The organism is Proteus sp. fly-1013, from assembly GCF_040140245.1.
Taxonomy (GTDB): domain Bacteria; phylum Pseudomonadota; class Gammaproteobacteria; order Enterobacterales; family Enterobacteriaceae; genus Proteus; species Proteus mirabilis_B.
This window is the reverse complement of the sequence record NZ_JBEEWD010000003.1, coordinates 341,022-358,905: the sequence shown is the minus strand read 5'-3', so window position 1 is coordinate 358,905 and position 17,884 is coordinate 341,022. Positions and strand designations below refer to the sequence as shown.

The window sequence follows — 17,884 nt, the reverse complement described above, 5'->3', positions numbered from 1 at the left end:
TCAAAATTAACCTCTTTCAATATTAACCTCATTAATAACAATATTTAAATAAACTTAATAAAGAGAACTTAAATAAATAAACAAAAATATCAAATTGATTAACAATTTGTTTTTGAGAATATTTTTCTCTATTTAATTTTAGTCTAAAAAATATAATCCACATTATTTTTAATATAAAAAAAACAGTATCTTTATTTTAAAAATACTGTTTTTCTTTTAATTTAAATTAGTGCTAATACTCAGTTTTTATTCCAAAGGTGTGACTTCCATTTGTCCTACCATACCTTTGTCTGCATTTTCTAATAACTGGCTATAATACAGGAAAGGGAAATGTGAATAAGAAGGCTGTTTTAATTCCACCAGCAATTCACTTTGGTTTTCGATCCAAACAGTATCTTTCCAACCAAAATCCGCAGGTGCAGGCTTCTGACCATTATGGTTAATCACTTTAAAACGGGCACCTTCAATATGGAATGGCTGTGGTGTCGGTACTGTTACAAGCCAACGTTCCCACCCATTTTGCTTGCCTACTAAATCAATTCTTGAAAGCTCCCAACGAGCATTATTTATTCCCGGAGGACTGTTATGCAGTTGGATGGTTCTAGGCTGAATAGAGGTGGTGATTTGTGTGTCATCTACTGCTAATTGTGCAGGTGCTTTGTCTGTCATTAATGACATTAATCCGGTTGGTTTAATGGTTAATACATTGGCGTTACGTAGTAAATCTGAAGGTTCAAAAATACCACGGAGCCTATCCATAAAGCCAGCACTTTGCCCTGCGGTAATTGTCACTTCTCCACCTTCGGACATATCAACCAATATTTCACGTCGCTCACCCGGAGCCATCGGAATTGATTTCAGCTCTACGGGAGATGTTAATAGCCCTTGATCAGAAGCGATAAGGTAAAGTGAGCGACCATCATTTGCGGTTAGTTCATAACGACGAGCATTAGATGCATTAACTAAACGTAAGCGGACCCATCCTCTTGAGACTTCAATATAAGGATCTTCACGTCCATTGACTAATAATGTATCGCCATAAAAACCATCACTAGCAGCTTCTTTATCGTATTGTGGCGTACCAAAATTATCGATACGTTTATCTTGAATAATGATAGGAAAATCATTCACACCATAATGTTTTGGTAAAGGAAGGGATTTGCTCTCTTCATCTTCCACAATCCACATTCCCACCAATCCATTATAAACATGAGGTGCCATTTTAAAGGGAGTATTGGCGTGATACCAACATGTTGCTGCTTTCTGGCGAATAGGCAATACCGGCGACCAATAAGCACCGGGTGACATTAATCTTGCTGCACCACCGACTTGAGTCCCCGGAACTAATAAACCGCTCACCGTCATTGATACTGCTTCATTAAGACGGTTGCTATAAATAAGTTTTATATCATCGCCACTTTTGACTTTGATTGTCGGTCCCGGTGTTGAGCCATTGATCCCCCAAACTTCCGCTTTTTGTGTGCCATTAAATGCCCAATGTACATTTTGCAAAGTCAGAAAAAGAGGCTGACCACGGCGAGATTCCAACAATGGCGGTATAGGTAATTGTTTATCATTGACTGATTCAGCACGAACAGAAGAAGATATTGAGCCCAGACATACCGCTAAGCCTGAAGCCTGAATAAACTGGCGACGACTAAATGACATACTTTCTCCGCAACAAAATACAAATATTCCTATCGCATAATCAAAAATGCCGTGACAGGAAAAAAGCTGCTGTGATTTAAAGACAAAAGGACTTAAATGAAATTACGGGAGCATAATAGCGCGGATGTGACATAAATCCTAAAAATAGTTGATAATCTATGTTTTAAATAATTCAAATAAAGCATACACACAACAAATGCCCTATCAAATATATACTCTAAATAATTCAAGATGCAGCTAGGCGACAAGTGAATAAGTCGCTAGGAGCATACATAAGTATGTGACTAGTGCGAATGAACGCAGTCAACAACGCTGCAACTTGAAGTATGACGAGTATCATAAGTATGTGACTAGTGCGAATAAACGCAGTCAACAACGCTGCAACTTGAAGTATGACGAGTATCATAAGTATGTGACTAGTGCGAATAAACGCAACCAACAACGCTGCAACTTGAAGTATGACGAGTATCATAAGTATGTGACTAGTGCGAATGAATGCAGCCAACAGCGCTGCAACTTGAAGTATGACGAGTATAACAATATAAGCCTGAAAATTAGGCTTATATTGTATTATTTAGATAATGCGTAAACGTTAATTTAATTTACCGGGAAAATCACGCTTATTCATTTCTTCAACTTCTTTATCTAGCTCTTCGATTTTCGCTTTCATAATTTGACGACAATCTTCTGCTAATTCTCGAACTTGATCTTTGGTGTATTTTGAAACATCAATTGGAGGCAACATTTCAACAATAACGTAGCCATTATTCCAACGGTTTAACTTAATTTTATCCTGCGTTGTAGAGACACAAACCGGAATAATAGGCACACCTGCTTGAATTGCGGCATGGAATGCACCTGTTTTAAATGGTAAAAGGCCACGACCACGGCTACGCGTTCCTTCAGGGAACATCCACACAGAAATCTTCTTCGATTTAATCTGATCAGCAACTTGTGAAATAGTCCCGTGTGCTTTAGAGCGGTTTGCTCTATCGATCAAAATATTACCCGTTATCCAATACAACTGACCAAAAAAAGGAATAAAAATTAAGCTTTTTTTACCCACTGTCACGGTATTAGGTTGTACTGCATTTGACATCGTCACCATATCAAAATTGTTTTGATGGTTTCCGATATAAATACTTGGGCCATAGCTTTCCGCTTCTTTTGGAAAACGCTCAACAAGCTTAATCCCAAAAACACGAGATAACTTGCCAAATGCTCGTCCGTAAGTCATTACATGTTTTGGATTTCTTGGTGAAAACATGCAATAAATCATTCCAAACGTCACCACAATAATGGTGTAAAGAATGACAATAATGCCTCGAATAATGGCTAACATAAGTTTTAGCGTCCTAAATAGAAGTGGGTCAACAGACCCACTCAATAACAATGAAGTATTAGATTTAATTTGTTTCAATATCAATATGATCGATAACTTGAGCACCGCGAGGTAAAGAGGTTCCTCGGCGTCCACGTTTTGCTTTAAAGCTAACTAGCTCATTCATCGACATTGTCATTTTACGTTTACCGAAATGCAGTGTCACAGAGGCATTTTCAGGTAATACTCGTAACCAAGCAACGTTATCCTCACCACTTGCTGCTTGTGAGGCTGGAATAGAAACCATCTGATTTCCTTTTCCTTTTACCATCGTTGGTAATTCTGCGGCTTCAAAAATCAGCATTCTACCGCCTTTAGTAATGATCATAATGAGATCGGTGAGCTCATTATTCAAGCGTTGTGGCGGTAATGGTAATGCATTTTCAGGTAAAGTCAGTAGTGATTTACCTGCTTTATTTTTAGAAGTTAAATCATCAACCTGACACATAAAACCATAACCGGCATCAGATGCCATTAAGATCTTATCAGTACTTTCGCCCATAACAACATGGCGTAATTGTGCACCTTTCTGAACTTTTAATCGTTCAGTTAGCGCATCGCCTTTGCTACGACCAGAAGGTAATGCATCAACATCAACGGTATAGCTTTGACCTGTTGTATCAATCAAGTGTACCGGTTGATTACTCATACCTTCAACAGCATCAAAATAATCATCACCGGCTTTAAAGCCAGCCGATTTAGCATCAATATTATGTCCTTTCTGGCAACGAATAAGCCCTTTTTCAGACATAATAACGGTAACAGCTTCAGGATGTAGATGTTTTAACGGAATAGGTTCATCACCCGCATTACCGCTAAAATAGTTGATCTCTTCTGCTTTAAGTACTTCTTGCTGACCATCAACAGTAAAGATTAATGCTTCATCTTTAGGTGCGAACAGCATTTGTTCAATCACATCACCTTGCTCTTTCCCTAAAGCAACAAGACGTGTACCACGCCCTTTTTTATTCATTTCATTTAGCTGTTCTGCTGAAATGGCTAGAATACGTGTTTTATCGGTAATGATAATAAACCAGTACTGCTCATTTTTCTTTTGAGGATCAACTAAGAACGGAGCTAATAATTCAGTCTCTTCAGAAACTGTTAGTAGCCCTTTACCTGTCTTATTCTTCGTCTCCATCTCATCGTAAGAGAGAACAGAACCATAACCTTCTTTTGTCGCCAGTAAATACTCTTGCCCCGCACTTCCCGCTAACATGTATTTCACGCTGGCATCAGGTGGGAAAGTTAACTTGCCTGTTAATGGTTCGCCTTGACTACGCCCTGAAGGCATATCATTTGGACTTAAGGTATAACTACGTCCCGTAGAATCAAGGAATAAAACAGGCTGATTACTCATACCACGTACTGCGCTGTGATAACTATCCCCTGCACGATAACTCATGCCACTAGGATCAATATCATGTCCTTTCGCATTACGTACCCAACCCATTTCAGACAATACAATGGTGACAGGCTCTGATGGCAACATATCTTGTTCATTTACCACTTTCGCCTCTTCTTGAGGACGGATTGGCGAACGACGATCATCACCAAATTCTTTTGCGTCGGCTTCAATCTCTTTTTTCAGTAAAGTATTTAAACGACGTGGTGAACTTAACAACTTCTCAATGCTATCGCGTTCTTTTTCAAGCTCATCACTTTCGCCTTTTAGTTCCATCTCTTCAAGTTTGGCTAAATGACGTAAACGTAACTCTAAAATAGCTTCGGCTTGAATATCGGATAACTCAAAGCGACGCATTAATTCTGCTTTTGGCTCATCTTCATGACGAATAATTTCAATCACTTCATCAATATTGAGATAAGCAATTAATAAACCTTTGAGAATTTCTAAGCGACGTAAAACCTTTTCTAAACGGTGATTTAAGCGGTTTGTGACTGTTTGGCGACGATAAACTAACCATTCGTTTAAAATAGTCAGTAATCCTTTTACTGCCGGGCGGTTATCTAACCCAATCATATTTAGGTTAACGCGATAACTTTTCTCTAAATCAGTATTCACAAACAAGTAGTACATCACTTGTTCTAAATCGACGCGATTACTACGAGGAACAATAACAAGTCTAGTTGGATTTTCATGATCAGATTCATCACGTAAATCTTCAACTAAAGGTAGTTTTTTAGCACGCATTAATGCGGCAATTTGCTCAAGAACTTTGGCACCAGAAACTTGATGAGGTAATGCAGTGATCACCGCACATCCTTCTTCTTTCTGCCACACAGCCCTCATTCTGACAGAGCCACGTCCTGTTTTATAAATCTTTTTGATATCATCGTGAGCAGTAATAATTTCAGCTTCAGTCGGATAATCAGGGCCTTGAACATATTGCATCACGTCAGATAACCCTGCATCAGGATTATCTAAAAGCATCACTAAAGCTTGTCCTATTTCACGCGCATTGTGCGGTGGAATATCCGTTGCCATCCCAACTGCAATACCGGTTGTACCATTAAGCACAATATTAGGTAAGCGTGCTGGCAACATTTTCGGCTCTTGCATCGTGCCGTCAAAGTTAGGTATCCAATCTACCGTACCATGTCCTAATTCACTCAATAATGTTTGTGAATATTTAGAAAGGCGTGATTCGGTATAACGCATCGCGGCGAAAGATTTCGGATCATCTGGTGCCCCCCAGTTACCTTGTCCATCAATTAACGGATAACGGTAAGAGAATGGTTGAGCCATAAGCACCATAGCTTCATAACATGCACCATCACCATGTGGGTGATATTTACCTAGCACGTCACCAACTGTACGGGCTGACTTTTTAAATTTTGCGTTATTACTTAAACCAAGCTCTGACATCGCATAAACGATACGACGTTGCACGGGTTTTAGCCCATCTCCAATAAAAGGCAATGCACGATCCATAATGACGTACATGGAGTAGTTGAGATAGGCATTTTCTGTAAATAAGTGGAGCGGTTGGCGCTCTACACCATCATGAGTCAATTCACTCATTCAATTTTTTCCTCAGACTCTTGTGGTATCCATTACACTTCGATGTCAACTTCATCGCCTTTTTCTTGTAACCAATTTCGGCGATCTTCAGAGCGTTTCTTCGCTAACAACATATCCATCATGCCTAGGGTTTCTTGATAGTTTTCATCATCAATCACCAATTGCACTAAACGACGCGTATTAGGATCAAGCGTTGTTTCACGCAGTTGAAGTGGGTTCATCTCACCCAATCCTTTGAAGCGCTGTACGTTAGGTTTTCCTTTTTTACGGCTTAGTCGTTGTAAAATGGCATTTTTTTCTGATTCGTCAAGGGCATAATGAACTTCTTTACCTAAATCGATACGGTAAAGTGGTGGCATCGCCATATAAACGTGCCCTTCCTTAACAAGAGCAGGGAAATGGCGCACAAATAAAGCACACAGTAAGGTTGCGATATGTAAACCATCTGAGTCAGCATCCGCAAGGATACAAACTTTACCGTAACGTAATTGGCTTAAGTCATCACTATCAGGGTCCATACCAATCGCTACGGAAATATCATGGACTTCTTGTGACGCTAGCACTTCATCTGAAGAAACTTCCCATGTATTTAAGATCTTACCGCGCAGAGGCATAATCGCTTGATATTCACGATCTCGCGCTTGTTTAGCTGAGCCTCCTGCAGAGTCCCCTTCAACTAAAAACAGTTCGGTATAACGTAAATCTTGAGAAGTACAATCAGCCAATTTACCCGGCAATGCAGGCCCTGAAGTGAGTTTCTTTCTCACTACTTTTTTAGCGGCTCGCATACGACGTTGGGCACTACTAATTGCCATTTCAGCAAGTAATTCACCGATTTGAACATTCTGATTTAGCCATAAGCTAAAAGCATTTTTTACTGCATTTGCAACAAACGCACTGGTTTGTCTTGAGGAGAGTCGCTCTTTAGTCTGCCCTGCAAATTGAGGATCTTGCATTTTCACTGATAATACATAAGCACAACGCTCCCATGTATCATCGGCAGTTAACTTAAGGCCTCTTGGTAGTAAATTACGGAATTCACAAAATTCACGCATGGCATCTAACACGCCTTGGCGTAAACCATTTACGTGTGTACCACCTTGTACCGTTGGAATTAAGTTAACATAGCTTTCAGTGAGTAGATCGCCACCTTCAGGCAGCCATAACATAGACCACTCAACGGCTTCATTATCACCTTCAAATTTGCCAGTAAATGGCTCTTCAGGAAGGCGAACAAATTCAGCAACAGCTTCACTTAAATAATCGGTTAAACCATCAGCGTAGCACCAGTTCTCTTGGGTGTTATTTACTTTATCAACAAAAGAAACATTAACACCTGGGCACAGTACCGCTTTGGCTTTCAATACGTGAGATAAACTTTTAGAAGAAAAACGAGGAACATCAAAATAAGAGCCATCAGGCCAAAAATGTACACTCGTTCCTGTGTCTCGTTTTGCACAGGTGCCAATTTCGTGTAACTCTTCAACTTTATCGCCATTTTCAAAAGCAATTTGGTAAATTTTACCATCACGACGAACAGTTACTTCAATACGCTTTGAGAGGGCGTTAACAACCGAGATCCCCACACCATGCAACCCGCCAGAAAATTGATAGTTTTTATTAGAGAATTTTCCTCCGGCGTGGAGGTGAGCTAGGATTAACTCGATAGCAGAGACTTTAAGTTCAGGGTGAATATCGACCGGCATTCCTCGCCCGTTATCGATAACTTCGATAGATTGATCTTCATATAAAATGACATCGACCTTCGATGCGTGTCCCGCAAGCGCCTCGTCCACGCTATTATCTATCACTTCCTGTGCCAAATGGTTCGGTCTTGTTGTATCTGTATACATCCCCGGACGGCGACGTACAGGCTCTAGACCATTAAGAACCTCAATATCCTTTGCGTTATAACTTGATTGAGTCATTGTTTTAATCTGCGGTTCGCTGTTAGAAAAATACTGTTTATAATAACAGGTGTTGGCGGCAATATGATATTAATTTTCGGCTAGATACATCAACCTACGTTTTACAGGTTAATCGACCGAAAGGCTAAATTATCTTTAAAAATTGAATAATTTTCGGAAAAAAACGTTCAAAACCCACAAAAGCATGGTTTCCATCCGATTCTATGGTTTGCCTACACGCGCCAAGATATGAGACAGCTTGACGATAATCAAGTATTTCATCTCCAGTTTGTTGAAGCAACCAAATAAGTTCAGGTGATGTGATTGTGGGAATACGCAAAGCAAGCAGCTCATCCATATGATGAGGTTCTAGCTTATATTTTTGATGTGTATAAGGATTTTCGTTCTCCCCCAAAAAGTCTTGCAAAAGATCGAACGGTCGTATCGCAGGATTAACAACAACCGCAGGTAAGTTAAAACGTTGAGATAACCAAATAGATAAATAGCCTCCTAATGATGAGCCAATTAATCCAAGTTTGTCATCGGCACTCTCTTTAACTAACGTTTCAATTAACTGAGCGGCTTCTTGAGGGTAGGGTGGCAATTGAGGAACTAACAATTCAATTTCAGGATGAGTCACTTCAAGCCATTGGCGAAAAGCCTGCGCCTTTGCTGATTTAGGTGAGCTATTAAAGCCATGTAAGTAAAGAATACGAGGCATAACTTAATAGCCATCCGCATCAAGATCAGGACAAAACTCAGTACCCGCTAAACGATAAACGTGTGTGTCAATTTTGCCCTTCTCATCAGATGAAAGTGACATTTCCAAATAGCGCCAGCCCGGAGAAACTGTATCTAATGTAAAATTTGTACAATGAGGGCGAAACTGAATGCACGTAGAAGGTGTCGCCAACAAACGAATACCATTCCACATTTCATCCATTTCTTGGTGAATATGGCCACAAAGCATCATTTTTACTTGAGAGTGATCTTTTAAACGCTCAGCCAATTCTTGAGAATTTCTTAAACTGTGTTGATCTAACCATGTACACCCTGAAGGCATAGGGTGATGATGTAACAAGATAATCGTATCTCTGTGCTTTTGGCTTTCAAGACAGCGCGTTAGCCAATCTAACTGACAATCTGATAACTCACCATGAGGAACGCCTTGAATTTGGCTATCTAATAATAGCATTTGCCAATTATCACCAATCAACACTTGTTTTGCTGACAAAATTCCTGCCTGATTTAAAGCATCAATCATCGCAGGTTGATAGTCATGATTACCCGGCAACCAAACACAAGGAGGTGTTAGCGTCGCAATACCATCAGCAAAATGCTGATAAGCTTCAAAGGTTTGATCTTGAACTAAATCACCTGTCGCAACAATCAAGTCAACATCAAGACCCTGCTCTCTAATCGCATTTAATACCGCATGGTAGCTACGATAGGTATTTATACCCAGCAGAGTATCTTCCACATTAGCAAAGAGGTGGGTGTCTGTGATTTGTAATATTCTTACGGTGTTTTTGTGTTTCACCGATAATTCAAGCTGGCTTTCCAAAAGGTTTCCTTGTTTCACTCTCATTAGCCGTTATGTTAACGTATTTTCGTAGTAAAGATCTGCCAACCAATACACATTTCAAAAGATTAGTGAGAAATATTCTCGCTTTCAATCACGTTTTTTTCACTTCATTTTACAATTTAATTCATTTGATATCGTATACTTAGAGATAGTTACTCTACTTGATAATATTACTAAAAACATCCTTTAAAGATTGATTAGTGTATTAAATTACTGACCAACGCTCTCTTAGTGCAATATGATGAAGTTGTAACCATTGCAGAGCAATAACAGATGCTGCATTATCAATAACGCCCTCTTCAACCCAACAATAGGCTTGTTCTCGGCTCACGACATGAACACGAATATCTTCGTTCTCACACGCTAACCCATGAATACCTTTTGCCGTTGTTGCATCCACTTCGCCAACATAGACATGCATTCTTTCACTTGTACCGCCAGGGCTTGAAAGATAACTCACAATAGGTTCGCATCGTCCAACAACAACTCCCGCTTCTTCTTGGGCTTCACGTCTAACAACATCTTCAGGGCTTTCCCCTTGTTCGACCATACCCGCAACCACTTCAAGCAACCAAGGTGTCTCGCTGGTTTCATACGCAGGAATACGAATTTGCTCAATTAACACCACTTCATCACGTTTGGGATCATAAGCGAGCAAAACACCAGCATTGCCTCGTTCAAAAACCTCACGTTTAACCTCTTCACTCCATCCTCCTTCAAAAAGGCGATGTTTAAAGCGATATTCGGTCATGCGAAAAAAGCCTTTATATAAATCTCTCTGATTGAGCAATTTCACATCTTCACGACCGTATAAAAATGGTGTATTTTCCCTTTTCTTCATACAATGTTCCTTAAGTTACATTTAAGAGTCTTTTTATTGCTTACGTTTAATACAGATTTAAAGAAATTTGCCAACAATTCATGTAAAGTTAATCTAAAATAAAAGGATATGGCACAAATGGCTACCCCTACTTAGGGAAACAATCTGCTAGAATTATCCCCAATCAAGATTAACAGAGGCAACTCAGCGAAACTGTTGCAACAAGGAATTAAAATGAAAAAACTGCTCTCTCTTTTGGTCACGATGAGTTTGGCAGGATTCAGCACTGCAAGTCAGGCTGAGGATCTGCTTCAAGTTTATCAAAAAGCAAAGGACAGTAACCCTGAGTTACGCAAATCATTAGCTGAACGAAATCAAGCTTTTGAAAAAATTAATGAAGCTCGTGGCTCATTATTACCACAATTAGGATTAGGTGCATCTGCAGATTATAAAAGCGGCTACCGTGATGCAAGAGATACCGAATCTAATTCTATTGGTGCAAGTTTAACGCTGACTCAAAGTGTGTTTAACATGGCTTTATGGCGCCAATTAAACATTCAAGAAAAAACAGCGGGCATGAGCGATGTGACTTACCAAACAAGTCAGCAAAAACTGATTTTAGACACCGCGACCGCTTACTTTGATGTTTTGCGTGCTATCGATTCACTGTCATTTATTGAAGCGCAAAAAGAACAAGTTTACCGTCAGTTAGATCAAACAACTCAGCGTTTTAACGTAGGTTTAGTGGCAATTACTGACGTACAAAATGCGCGTGCAAATTACGATAGCGTACTGGCACAAGAAGTGGCTGGTCGAAATCAATTAGATAATGCATTAGAAAAACTACGCCAAGTCAGTGGTATCTATTACATTAATCTTGCCTCACTCAATATTGGTCGTTTTTCAACAACTTCACCAGACTCTATTGAGAAACTGCTAAAAGATGCTGAAGAGCGTAACTTAAGTTTATTAAGTGCACGTTTAGGTCAAGATTTAGCGCGCGAAAATATTCGTTTAGCGCAATCAGGTCACTTACCAACAGTAGATTTAAATGCATCAACTGGCGTATCAAATAGCCATAGTCACGGTAGCGCATTACCTCCAGCAACAGCGGGTAATAGTCGCAATAGTTACAATGGTCAAAATAGTATTGGTCTGTCTGTTAGCATCCCTCTATATACCGGTGGCAGAACAAGCTCACAAGTTGAACAAGCACAATATGGTTTTACTAGTGCAAGCGAACAATTAGAATCGGTTTATCGTTCGATTGTCCAAATCGCTCGTTCTTCTTATAACAATATTTCTGCGTCGATCAGTAGCATTAAAGCGTACCAACAAGTCGTTGTTTCTGCGCAAAGTTCATTAGATGCAACTGAAGCGGGTTATCAAGTGGGTACTCGTACTATTGTTGATGTGCTGAATGCCACAACAACGCTTTACGATGCAAAACAGAAATTATCTAACGCGCGTTATGACTATTTAATTAACCAATTAAATATTGAATATGCTCGTGGTACCTTAAATGAAAATGATTTAATTCAGTTAAATAATGCATTAGGTGCAGAAATTTCCACTTCACCAGACAGCATTATCCGCCCGTTAACAAGCCCTGCTCTTAACGTTGCGCCTTAATCCTGAATTAAGAAGTTAGCCACTTATAAAAAACCGCTTTCAGCGATAAACTGATAAGCGGTTTTTTTTATGCTTTCTCTTCACATAAGATATTGTGTTATGGATTAAATTAAGATCTCGACAATATCTATATTCTTGTATTAACAAATACCTTAATTACAATTAGGTTAAAAAGAGAGGATTTACCTAATTTCATTACCCTTAACCTTATAAAGATCACAAATTTCTGGTTATCCCTGATGATTAGGCGTTTCTTATTTATTTTCTAGACTATTTAACCTATCCTAGCTTTTATTTTGAACGTTTTACCTTTTATGGATCTTATCAATATGCCAATGAAACGTACCAAATCGATTAATCGTGATGCTTTCCGTAAAGCATTTCGTCCTTATCGTCTGGCGCCTGTTGCAATCGCCATCACTGCTGTATTCGCGCTTTCAGGATGTGAAGAGAGCGATGAGACAGTTTCACTGTATATGAACGCACAAGAATGTGCTCAAGCGAATCCGTCACAAGCAGCACAGTGTGAAGACTCTTATCGCACTGCATTGCAAGAAGCACAGCGTACCGCACCTAAATACGCAACATTAGAAGACTGCGTAGCTGAATTCGGTGATGCACAATGTACTCAAACAGCGTCTATTGATGGACAGCCTGTTAGTACTGAAAATGCCAATAATTTAAGCCCAGACAGCTCACAAATGGCTCAAGCTAACTCCGGTGGTAGCTTCTTTATGCCATTAATGGCGGGTTATATGATGGGTCGCTTAATGGGTGGCGGTGCGCCAGCACAACCTCTGTTTAGTTCGCGTAATCCAACAAGCCCTGCAAATGGTAAATTTGTGGATGCAACAGGTCGCAACTACGGCCCTGCGGTTGGCGGTCGTCAAATGAACGTGCCAAAAACAGCAATGACACCAAAACCATCAACAACGTCAACAGTAACACGTGGTGGCTTTGGTAATACGGTTTCAAGACAAGCAGCAGCTCAACGTACCAGTGCAACAAATAATAACCGTAGCTCAACTGGTTCATCTTCTTATCGTTCAGGTGGTTAATTAAAACCATGAAACGTGAAAATATCATTGAACGCCCGGATTGGCGTGAAAAAGCAACGGAATTTGGCTTTAACTTTCATACAATGTATGGTGAGCCTTATTGGTCTGAAGATGCTTATTATCAATTCTCAATGGAAGAGGTTGAAACGTTAGAAGAAACGACGGAAGAGTTGCATCAGATGTGCCTACAAGTCGCTGATAAAGTGGCTAATAGTGAAGAATTACTGACTCGCTTTCAAATCCCGCGTCACTGCTGGGATTTTGTCCGTGATTCATGGAAATCATCTCAACCTTCACTCTATTCACGTCTTGATTTAGCGTATGACGGTAAAAATCCGGCAAAACTGTTAGAAAATAATGCAGATACTCCAACTTCTCTGTATGAATCTGCTTTTTTCCAATGGATCTGGCTTGAAGATCAAGTCAATGCAGGTCGTTTACCGCAAAATGTCGATCAATTTAACAGCATTCAAGAGAAATTAATTGATCGATTCGCAGAGCTTCGTGATCAATACGGAATGCGTTATCTGCATATGTCTTGTTGCCAAGATACTGAAGAAGATCGTGGTACAGTTCAATATCTACAAGATTGTGCTGAAGAAGCCCAAGTAACGACTGATTTTGTTTTTATTGAAGATCTGGGTCTAGGCGAACGTGGTGAGTTAACTGATCTACAAGATCAGATAATCAGCAATATGTTTAAGCTTTACCCTTGGGAATTTATGTTCCGCGAAGACTTCTCAACTAAACTGGCTGATGCAGGTATTCGTTGGTTAGAGCCTTCTTGGAAGAGCATTATTTCAAATAAAGCATTGCTACCAATGCTTTGGGAGATGTTCCCTAATCACCCGAATCTACTGCCTGCATATTTTTATGACGGTAAAGCGCCTGATTCATTATCGCGTTATGTTATCAAGCCACTGTTTTCACGCGAAGGTGCAAATATTCGTATTGTTGAAAACGGCAAGGATATTGCTGTCGCAGATGGTCCTTACGGTGAAGAAGGCTTTATTGTTCAAGATTTCCATCCACTGCCAAAATTTGGCGATAGCTATACATTAATTGGTAGCTGGCTGGTTAACGATCAATCCGCAGGTATTTGCATTAGAGAAGATAGAGAGCTTATTACTCAAGATCTCTCCCGCTTCTATCCACATATTATTTTAGATTGATCTAAAATCGATTATATCTGTATTCAAACACCTCATAGTTAATTAACTTTGGGGTGTTTTTATTTTTACTCGTTAATTTGTCTTCTTAGCGCCAATATCTTCTCGACGGTATCTTGTAATTCAATGTTATTTTCATTGTTACTTATTCGTAAAGCCAAATTCCATTTACACAATATTTTGGCATGTTGGCTAAGTTCAGGGCATTTATGTAAACGATTATTTTTTTCTAACCAATCAGCAACAACAGACCAATCCCATAATGGAGATTGACCTTTTATCCGCTGAATGGGTGAAGGGAAATTTCCATCACCTCTTAAACCATCTTTTAATAATGCTATTGCCTGTCGTGTTAATCCTGTTAGCTCTGCAATGTCACTTAAACCTACCATTGTAGAATCTACAGACTCCACTCTTATTTTCATCCCTGTTAACTCAACATTCATTATTGCAGAACTGATAGCTTCATCTAATGAATTTGCATTTCTATCAAATTCTAAATATACAGATTTCCCATAAAAACAGACTAAAGCATCATTACAACCATTTTCAAATAGCGCATCTTCCAATCCATCGATATCACTCGATACACCTGATAATGTTAATGTAAAATTAAATAAAGGCATCGTTATTCCTCTAAATTCATCCCGATAAAAGCGACCTAAGTCGCTTTATTTACTAAAAGATCAAAAACACTGATTAACCTTTCTTATTATCTGCTTAGCATGATTTTCCATATTTGATGGCGTGCACCAAATACTTATCTGATGATTTTTATGTTCATTAGCTGGATTGCCACAACGTAGTTTACAAAATGTATGTGAATGACTACCTGAAGCAATCCATACCCATTCATGCTCTAAAGCATATTCAATAGCAGATTGAATATGCTTATTTGGATGTTTCTTCATTAACCTCCAATAAACTTAATTTAATATCGAACGTTGACAGATGTCAACAAAAAATCTCAATAATAAATATTTATATTGAGAGCTAAAAAAGCTTATCAGAATTCTCTTTTTATAAAAATAAAACCAATATAAACAAATGGTTAAATATATTAATTATATCTATATAGAAAATTGGAAAGGTCAATAACGAGGGAAATATAATGAATTAATACATTATATTTAATATAAAAAAGGCCAAATTCCATAAAATGGATTTAGCCTTTCACTTCTATCAATTAGTTTTATTGGGTAGTTTTATCCAATTTGAAACGTCATCATGCTTAGTGATTTATTCACAATATCATTATTCAGCACAGTTACCTTTTCACCCTCTTGTTTTAAACCTAATAGATACAACGCAGGTAAAAAATGGTCGGGTGTAGGATGCGCTAATCGCCCTTCTTCTGTTGATAAAATCGTAAATAACGCTTCTGGTACATTATCGCTTCGTAAGCTGTTTTCGACTGTCTCATTAAAGGCTAATGCCCAAGAATAAGGCGTCGCATCGCTATTTTGCCAATCCATCATTCTTAAATTGTGAACGATATTACCGCTACCAATAATTAAGACGCCTTCTTTACGTAATTCAACCAGCTTTTGCCCTAATTCATAATGCCATTGTGCTGATTGGCGTGCATCAATGCTTAATTGAACAACAGGAATATTTGCATTGGGATACATTTTTTCGAGTATTCCCCAACTCCCATGATCTAATCCCCATTGATCCATATCGAGTTTTAATTTAATCGGATCGATAAGATCTTCAATCAGTGCGGCTAAGCCTATCGAGCCTCGCGCTGGGTATTCTATTGCGTATAACTCTGGTGGAAATCCATAGAAATCATGAATTGTCTTTGGTTGCGACATTGCTGTTACATAAGTCCCATCGGTATACCAATGAGCTGAAATCACTAAAATCGCTTTAGGTTGAGGAAGCGTTTCCCCTAATTTTGACCAGAGGCGAGTATATGTATTATCTTCTAATACATTCATTGGACTACCATGCCCAATAAACAGCGCTGGCATCATTTTTGTTTCCATAACCACCTCTTATGGCGAGTGTTCTTATCACATAAGCATACTGCCTTCTTACTTGAAATATAGTCAAAGAAGTATGAAATAGTTATTCAAAAAATATGAAAAAAGCCACCTAAGTTTCCTTAAGTGGCTTGATATAAGTGTGTGTGTTTTTCAGTGTCGTTTATAACATGTTAATTTCAGCCAGCTTTTTTCTCCTCACGAAGACGATAAGCCACTAAATCTTCAATAGTTAACACAGGCATATTGTGCTTTTTAGCAAAAGTAATTACTTCTGGTGCTCTTGCCATTGTGCCATCGTCATTTGTTAATTCGCATAACACTGCAACAGGTTTAAAACCGGCTAAAGTTGCTAAATCAATCGACGCTTCAGTGTGTCCACCACGCGTTAACACACCGCCAGGTTGAGCACGTAATGGGAATACGTGACCAGGACGATTTAAATCACTTGGTTTTGCATTGTCAGCAGCCGCTGCACGTACTGTGGTTAAACGATCAGATGCTGAAACACCCGTTGTTACACCTTGTGCTGCTTCAATCGTGACCGTAAATGCCGTATGAAAATGACTGGTGTTATTTTCCACCATCATAGGCAAATCAAGTTGTTGACGGCGTTCTTCTGTAATGCATAAACAAACAATGCCACTGCCATGACGAATAGACATCGCCATTTGTTCTGTGGTCATCGTTTCTGCTGCGAAAACCATATCGCCTTCATTTTCGCGGTTCTCGTCATCGAGCACCATTACGCCTTTGCCAGCACGAAGGGCTTCTAGAGCAAGTTCAACACGCTCAAATGGATTACCGAATTCGGAAAGTAGCGTCTGATTCATGGTAAAAAAACCTCAATAATTAATGAAAGTTACCAGAATCAGGGCAGTCTTAGGAGTGGATCTCTGCTTAATAAATACACAAGCAGAAACAACAGGAATGGATACAATGATCCTACTGATGCTATTTTATTCTCTCCCATCCAGACTTTAACTGTCGGCTCCAGAATCACACTGGATCTGCTGACCTTTGCATTACAATGGCAACACAAAGCGCTCGCGGGCTTTACCTAAGTATTCAGGTATCTACCGCCGGTGGGGACTTTCACCCCGCCCTGAGATTAACGGTGAAACTATACGCTTTAAAATTATAAGAGGCAATCATCAATCGGCGACAATCTTTGTTTCATCACATAATCATTTTATGACATACGGTTATTTAACTATTTATAATAAAAAAGTAACAATAATCTTGATATCTGGTTTTATTCCCTCTGTCCTCATATTACACTTAGCCTCAGCTTTCTATTTTATTTGTGAGGACTTCCCATGTTGGACCCGAAAAAACTTGAACAAGTCGCGCGCCAAATCCAAAACGTTCTGCCACAGGGTATTAAAGATTTTGGTGATGACATTGATAAAAAAATCCGCACTGTTCTGCAATCTCAATTAAACAAGTTGGATTTAGTCAATCGCGAAGAGTTTGATGTACAAACTCAAGTTTTATTACGTACTCGTGAAAAACTTAATCGTTTAGAACAACGTTTAAATGAGCTAGAAGCTGGTCTGCTGGCAAAACCTCAAATTGAAGTTTCCCAAGTTGAAGAAGTTGAAATTGTGGTAGAAACTCAAGCTGAAAATAAGGCTTAATCTATTCACTTTATTGCTTGTTTTAGTAATAAAGAAAAAACCCTGTATCTCAC

The 17,884-nt window shown here is 39.1% G+C and carries 15 protein-coding genes, 1 pseudogene and 1 riboswitch; of the genes and pseudogenes, 4 read left to right on the top strand and 12 right to left on the bottom strand.

Features of this window, described 5'->3' with window-relative positions:
- Positions 1-246 precede the first annotated feature (246 nt).
- The 8 genes and pseudogenes from ftsP to nudF all read right to left on the bottom strand — a co-directional run bounded on the left by ftsP (position 247) and on the right by nudF (position 10,365).
- Positions 247-1,668, bottom strand: coding sequence for a cell division protein FtsP (ftsP, locus tag ABN236_RS08255; protein WP_349473757.1), 1,422 nt, complete (start codon positions 1,666-1,668; stop codon positions 247-249).
- 592 nt (positions 1,669-2,260) lie between these two features.
- The gene (locus tag ABN236_RS08250) at positions 2,261-3,010 is read right to left on the bottom strand and encodes a 1-acylglycerol-3-phosphate O-acyltransferase (RefSeq protein ID WP_088494655.1); all 750 of its coding nucleotides are present in this window, start codon (positions 3,008-3,010) and stop codon (positions 2,261-2,263) included.
- A gap of 64 nt (positions 3,011-3,074) precedes the next feature.
- A complete protein-coding gene (locus ABN236_RS19340) occupies positions 3,075-3,524 on the bottom strand; it encodes a DNA gyrase C-terminal beta-propeller domain-containing protein (RefSeq protein ID WP_502929624.1) in 450 nt (149 codons plus the stop codon).
- A 327-nt stretch (positions 3,525-3,851) separates the two neighbouring features.
- Positions 3,852-6,032, bottom strand: a pseudogene (gene parC / locus ABN236_RS08245) (DNA topoisomerase IV subunit A); the annotation flags it as partial.
- Positions 6,033-6,064: 32 nt separating this feature from the next.
- The gene (gene parE / locus ABN236_RS08240) at positions 6,065-7,960 is read right to left on the bottom strand and encodes a DNA topoisomerase IV subunit B (RefSeq protein ID WP_088494653.1); all 1,896 of its coding nucleotides are present in this window, start codon (positions 7,958-7,960) and stop codon (positions 6,065-6,067) included.
- Between the two features lie 124 nt (positions 7,961-8,084).
- Positions 8,085-8,660, bottom strand: a complete 576-nt coding sequence (gene yqiA, locus ABN236_RS08235; protein WP_088494652.1) for an esterase YqiA — start codon at positions 8,658-8,660, stop codon at positions 8,085-8,087.
- 3 nt (positions 8,661-8,663) lie between these two features.
- The gene (gene cpdA / locus ABN236_RS08230) at positions 8,664-9,503 is read right to left on the bottom strand and encodes a 3',5'-cyclic-AMP phosphodiesterase (protein WP_311755313.1); all 840 of its coding nucleotides are present in this window, start codon (positions 9,501-9,503) and stop codon (positions 8,664-8,666) included.
- Positions 9,504-9,729: 226 nt separating this feature from the next.
- Positions 9,730-10,365, bottom strand: a complete 636-nt coding sequence (gene nudF / locus ABN236_RS08225) for an ADP-ribose diphosphatase (RefSeq protein ID WP_088494650.1) — start codon at positions 10,363-10,365, stop codon at positions 9,730-9,732.
- A gap of 213 nt (positions 10,366-10,578) precedes the next feature.
- On the opposite strand from nudF, the gene tolC reads away from it, so the two are divergent.
- From tolC to ABN236_RS08210, 3 genes are all read left to right on the top strand, one after another.
- Positions 10,579-11,976: an outer membrane channel protein TolC gene (gene tolC / locus ABN236_RS08220; RefSeq protein WP_088494649.1), complete on the top strand. Its 1,398-nt coding sequence runs from the start codon at positions 10,579-10,581 to the stop codon at positions 11,974-11,976.
- A 329-nt stretch (positions 11,977-12,305) separates the two neighbouring features.
- Positions 12,306-13,034: a DUF1190 family protein gene (locus ABN236_RS08215; protein ID WP_072070058.1), complete on the top strand. Its 729-nt coding sequence runs from the start codon at positions 12,306-12,308 to the stop codon at positions 13,032-13,034.
- An 8-nt stretch (positions 13,035-13,042) separates the two neighbouring features.
- Positions 13,043-14,206, top strand: coding sequence for a glutathionylspermidine synthase family protein (locus ABN236_RS08210; RefSeq protein ID WP_349473755.1), 1,164 nt, complete (start codon positions 13,043-13,045; stop codon positions 14,204-14,206).
- Positions 14,207-14,271: 65 nt separating this feature from the next.
- Here the strand turns inward: ABN236_RS08210 and ABN236_RS08205 are convergent, their stop codons facing one another.
- The 4 genes from ABN236_RS08205 to ribB form a co-directional block, all read right to left on the bottom strand.
- The gene (locus ABN236_RS08205) at positions 14,272-14,829 is read right to left on the bottom strand and encodes a helix-turn-helix transcriptional regulator (RefSeq protein WP_194951164.1); all 558 of its coding nucleotides are present in this window, start codon (positions 14,827-14,829) and stop codon (positions 14,272-14,274) included.
- Between the two features lie 60 nt (positions 14,830-14,889).
- Positions 14,890-15,114, bottom strand: coding sequence for a hypothetical protein (locus ABN236_RS08200; RefSeq protein ID WP_072070061.1), 225 nt, complete (start codon positions 15,112-15,114; stop codon positions 14,890-14,892).
- A gap of 294 nt (positions 15,115-15,408) precedes the next feature.
- Complete coding sequence (gene ygiD, locus ABN236_RS08195) at positions 15,409-16,194, bottom strand: 4,5-DOPA-extradiol-dioxygenase (RefSeq protein WP_194951165.1); 786 nt, start codon at positions 16,192-16,194, stop codon at positions 15,409-15,411.
- 176 nt (positions 16,195-16,370) lie between these two features.
- Complete coding sequence (gene ribB / locus ABN236_RS08190; RefSeq protein ID WP_023582768.1) at positions 16,371-17,024, bottom strand: 3,4-dihydroxy-2-butanone-4-phosphate synthase; 654 nt, start codon at positions 17,022-17,024, stop codon at positions 16,371-16,373.
- 124 nt (positions 17,025-17,148) lie between these two features.
- Positions 17,149-17,308, bottom strand: a riboswitch (FMN riboswitch).
- A gap of 202 nt (positions 17,309-17,510) precedes the next feature.
- Between ribB and ubiK the strand changes: the two genes are divergently transcribed.
- The gene (ubiK, locus tag ABN236_RS08185) at positions 17,511-17,831 is read left to right on the top strand and encodes a ubiquinone biosynthesis accessory factor UbiK (RefSeq protein WP_088494644.1); all 321 of its coding nucleotides are present in this window, start codon (positions 17,511-17,513) and stop codon (positions 17,829-17,831) included.
- Positions 17,832-17,884: the final 53 nt, after the last annotated feature.

Excerpts from the sequence above, each read along its gene's own strand:
- ftsP (WP_349473757.1), bottom strand. The coding sequence starts at position 1,668 with ATGTCATTTAGTCGTCGCCAGTTTATTCAGGCTTCAGGCTTAGCGGTA.
- ABN236_RS08250 (WP_088494655.1), bottom strand. The coding sequence starts at position 3,010 with ATGTTAGCCATTATTCGAGGCATTATTGTCATTCTTTACACCATTATT.
- ABN236_RS19340 (WP_502929624.1), bottom strand. The coding sequence starts at position 3,524 with ATGGCATCTGATGCCGGTTATGGTTTTATGTGTCAGGTTGATGATTTA.
- parE (WP_088494653.1), bottom strand. The coding sequence starts at position 7,960 with ATGACTCAATCAAGTTATAACGCAAAGGATATTGAGGTTCTTAATGGT.
- yqiA (WP_088494652.1), bottom strand. The coding sequence starts at position 8,660 with ATGCCTCGTATTCTTTACTTACATGGCTTTAATAGCTCACCTAAATCA.
- nudF (WP_088494650.1), bottom strand. The coding sequence starts at position 10,365 with ATGAAGAAAAGGGAAAATACACCATTTTTATACGGTCGTGAAGATGTG.
- tolC (WP_088494649.1), top strand. The coding sequence starts at position 10,579 with ATGAAAAAACTGCTCTCTCTTTTGGTCACGATGAGTTTGGCAGGATTC.
- ABN236_RS08215 (WP_072070058.1), top strand. The coding sequence starts at position 12,306 with ATGCCAATGAAACGTACCAAATCGATTAATCGTGATGCTTTCCGTAAA.
- ABN236_RS08210 (WP_349473755.1), top strand. The coding sequence starts at position 13,043 with ATGAAACGTGAAAATATCATTGAACGCCCGGATTGGCGTGAAAAAGCA.
- ABN236_RS08205 (WP_194951164.1), bottom strand. The coding sequence starts at position 14,829 with ATGCCTTTATTTAATTTTACATTAACATTATCAGGTGTATCGAGTGAT.
- ABN236_RS08200 (WP_072070061.1), bottom strand. The coding sequence starts at position 15,114 with ATGAAGAAACATCCAAATAAGCATATTCAATCTGCTATTGAATATGCT.
- ygiD (WP_194951165.1), bottom strand. The coding sequence starts at position 16,194 with ATGGAAACAAAAATGATGCCAGCGCTGTTTATTGGGCATGGTAGTCCA.
- ribB (WP_023582768.1), bottom strand. The coding sequence starts at position 17,024 with ATGAATCAGACGCTACTTTCCGAATTCGGTAATCCATTTGAGCGTGTT.
- ubiK (WP_088494644.1), top strand. The coding sequence starts at position 17,511 with ATGTTGGACCCGAAAAAACTTGAACAAGTCGCGCGCCAAATCCAAAAC.